At 62.4% G+C, this 2,617-nt stretch carries 3 protein-coding genes and 1 pseudogene; 2 read left to right on the top strand and 2 right to left on the bottom strand.

Annotated elements, in window-relative coordinates; all coding sequences use genetic code 11:
- Together EOA22_RS30370 and plsY are read left to right on the top strand one after the other, a co-directional pair.
- On the top strand, window positions 1-390 hold a 390-nt coding region (locus EOA22_RS30370; RefSeq protein ID WP_164756029.1), incomplete at its 5' end, for a type II toxin-antitoxin system RatA family toxin.
- Window positions 391-399: 9 nt separating this feature from the next.
- A pseudogene (plsY, locus tag EOA22_RS30365) lies at window positions 400-1,063 on the top strand (glycerol-3-phosphate 1-O-acyltransferase PlsY).
- Window positions 1,064-1,108: 45 nt separating this feature from the next.
- Here plsY and EOA22_RS30360 read toward each other — a convergent pair.
- On the bottom strand, window positions 1,109-1,591 hold the full coding sequence (locus EOA22_RS30360) for a CinA family protein (RefSeq protein WP_063168047.1): 483 nt from the start codon (window positions 1,589-1,591) through the stop codon (window positions 1,109-1,111).
- The coding region (locus EOA22_RS30355) for a bifunctional 2-C-methyl-D-erythritol 4-phosphate cytidylyltransferase/2-C-methyl-D-erythritol 2,4-cyclodiphosphate synthase (RefSeq protein WP_127390463.1) at window positions 1,588-2,617 on the bottom strand (1,030 nt) is incomplete at its 5' end. The genes EOA22_RS30355 and EOA22_RS30360, both read right to left, overlap by 4 nt.

The raw sequence follows: 2,617 nt of genomic DNA, 5'->3' as shown, positions 1-2,617 counted from the left end.
GATGTTGAATCCTATCCGCAATTCCTGCCGCTTTGCGAAGCGCTGACGGTTCGCTCGCGCAAGGAGCGTGACGGGCGTACCGTTCTCCTTGCCGACATGAGCATCGGCTACAAGGCGATCCGCGAAACCTTCACGACGCAGGTACTGCTGAAGCCCGACGAGAACACCATCGACGTGAAGTACATCGACGGGCCGTTCAAATATTTGAGCAATGTCTGGCGTTTCGAACCCGACGGCGCCGGTTGCGCCGTCCGCTTCTTCATCGACTACGAGTTCAAGAGCCGTATTCTGGGCGCGGTCATGGGAACCATGTTCGATCGTGCCTTCCGCATGTTCGCCGAAGCCTTTGAGAAGCGCGCCGACGTCATCTACGGTACAAAACCGTCTTGAGGCTTGCGCATGCTTTTCTGGATAGCAAGCACCGTTGGACTGGCGATCGCCTATCTCTTCGGTTCAATGCCCACGGGTTATCTGGCGGGGAAGCTGCTCAAGGGCATCGATATCCGGGAGCATGGCTCCAAATCCACCGGGGCAACGAACGTCTTGCGGGTCTTGGGAAAATGGCCGGCGTTGGTGGTGTTGCTGGTGGATGTGCTGAAAGGTGCTGGGGCGATCGTCTTTGCCCGCTGGGTTCATCACGTTGCCGTTGGTTACGCTATCGACCCCGCTTGACCTGCAAGCCTGGGTGCCTTGGGCTGTTTGCCTGGCCGGAATTGCCGTGTTGTTGGGACATGGCCGTTCGATCTGGTTGAATTTCACAGGTGGCAAATCCGCTGCGACGGGGCTTGGCGTGTTGCTGGCTCTGTCTTGGCCGGTAGGTGTGGGGGCTGCGGCGGCTTTTGGTGCTGTGCTGGCTACGTCTCGGATAGTTTCCCTGAGTTCGATGGTAGCGGCGTTGACCGCGATCGCCCTCATCTGTGGCCTGGAGCAACCGTTGGCCTATCGGTTGCTGGTGATTGCGGGCAGCATCTACGTGGTTATGCGCCATCGTGCCAATATTCAGCGGCTGCTGGCTGGGACGGAGCCACACTTGGGGCAAAGCAGCCCGGAATCGAAAACGTAGCCGCAAATCCGGCTTTCGGGTCCGCCCGCCCAACGTTTTATAATCCTATCCGAGTGCTTGCAGGCCCAGTTCCAGCGCTTGCCGGACCGTTTCGCGACGGATGAAATCGCGGCCTTTGTCTGCAAAGAGTTGGTGCTCGGCGACAATCGGTCGGCCGTCCAGCGCAACCCCGAACCAGACCAGGCCGACCGGTTTTTCCGCCGAACCGCCGCCAGGCCCGGCGATCCCGGTAACCGCCAGGGTCAGCCCGGCGCGCGAACGGGTAAGCGCGCCTGTCGCCATTTCGATCGCAGTCTCGCGCGAAACCGCCCCATGCGCATCGAGCGTGGCGGCGGAAACGCCGAGCATGTCCATCTTGGCTTCGTTGGAATAGGCGATGAAGCCGCGATCGACCACGGCGGACGAGCCCGCGATGTCGGTGAGTGCCGCGATGATCATGCCGCCGGTGCAGCTTTCCGCCGTTGCCAGCATGATGCCGCGTTTCTGGCAGGCTTGCAGCAAGGCATTTGCCAGGTCGCTGTTGGTCATTCCGGCACCTCGCCGGGAAACACCACGCTGGCAGTGGCGATCGCCGCAATGCCTTCCTCGCGCCCGACGAAGCCGAGCTTCTCGTTGGTTGTCGCCTTGATCGAGATGCGATCCGCGGAAATTGCCAGCATCTGCGACAGGGCTGCCGTCATCGCCTCGCGGTGCGGGCCGACGCGCGGCGCTTCGCAGATCAACGTGATATCGGCATTGGCGATGCGGCCGCCGCGCTCGCGCACCAGCCCTGCCGCATGCTCGACGAAGATCCGCGATGCAGCGCCTTTCCACTGCGGGTCGGACGGCGGAAAATGCGTACCGATGTCGCCGGCGCCGCAGGTCGCCAGCAACGCATCGGTCAGAGCATGCAGACCGACATCGGCGTCGGAATGGCCGGACAGTTTCTTGTCGTGTGCAATGGCGACTCCACACAGTGTAACATGGTCGCCGGGCTCGAAAGCATGGACGTCGTAGCCATTGCCGGTCCGGATGTCGGGAAAGCGCACACGTTCGCCGGAAAGCCGCTGGTCCGCCATGGCAATATCCCGTGCCCAGGTGAGTTTGACATTGTCCGGCGAGCCCGGAACGATCTTGACCGGAATATGCGCCCATTCGGCGATCGCGGCATCGTCGGTAAAATCCATTTTTCCCAGATGATGGGCTTTCTCGTGCGCGGCAAGGATGGGCCAGAACGGAAAGCCCTGCGGCGTTTGCGCCGCGTGAAGACCGCTGCGCGAAACGGTTTCGCCAACCACGCCGGAGGCCGACTCGCGCTTCAGCGTGTCGGCGACGGGCAAAGCGGGCAATGCGCCCTCGCGCTCGCCGATGGCGGCGATGGTGCGATCTATCAGGTCCGCATCGACAAACGGACGCACGGCATCGTGGATCAGAACCTGCCCCGGCGCGTGGTCTCTAAGGGCAAGCAGGCCGAGCCGGACGGATTCCTGCCTGGTCGCCCCGCCGATAACGGCGCTAACGCGCTCGGCGTTGGTGCCCGCCGCCTGCCGGAACAGTTCATGGTCGTCGGCCTGA

The sequence above is a fragment of the Mesorhizobium sp. M7A.F.Ca.US.014.04.1.1 genome, assembly GCF_003998745.1.
GTDB classification, from domain to species: Bacteria; Pseudomonadota; Alphaproteobacteria; order Rhizobiales; family Rhizobiaceae; genus Mesorhizobium; species Mesorhizobium ciceri.
Note: the sequence above shows the minus strand (reverse complement) of the source record. Positions and strands in the feature narration are given on the sequence as shown.

Bases quoted from the DNA above. Each gene is read 5' to 3' on its own strand.
- EOA22_RS30360 (WP_063168047.1), bottom strand. From the start codon at position 1,591: ATGACCAACAGCGACCTGGCAAATGCCTTGCTGCAAGCCTGCCAGAAA.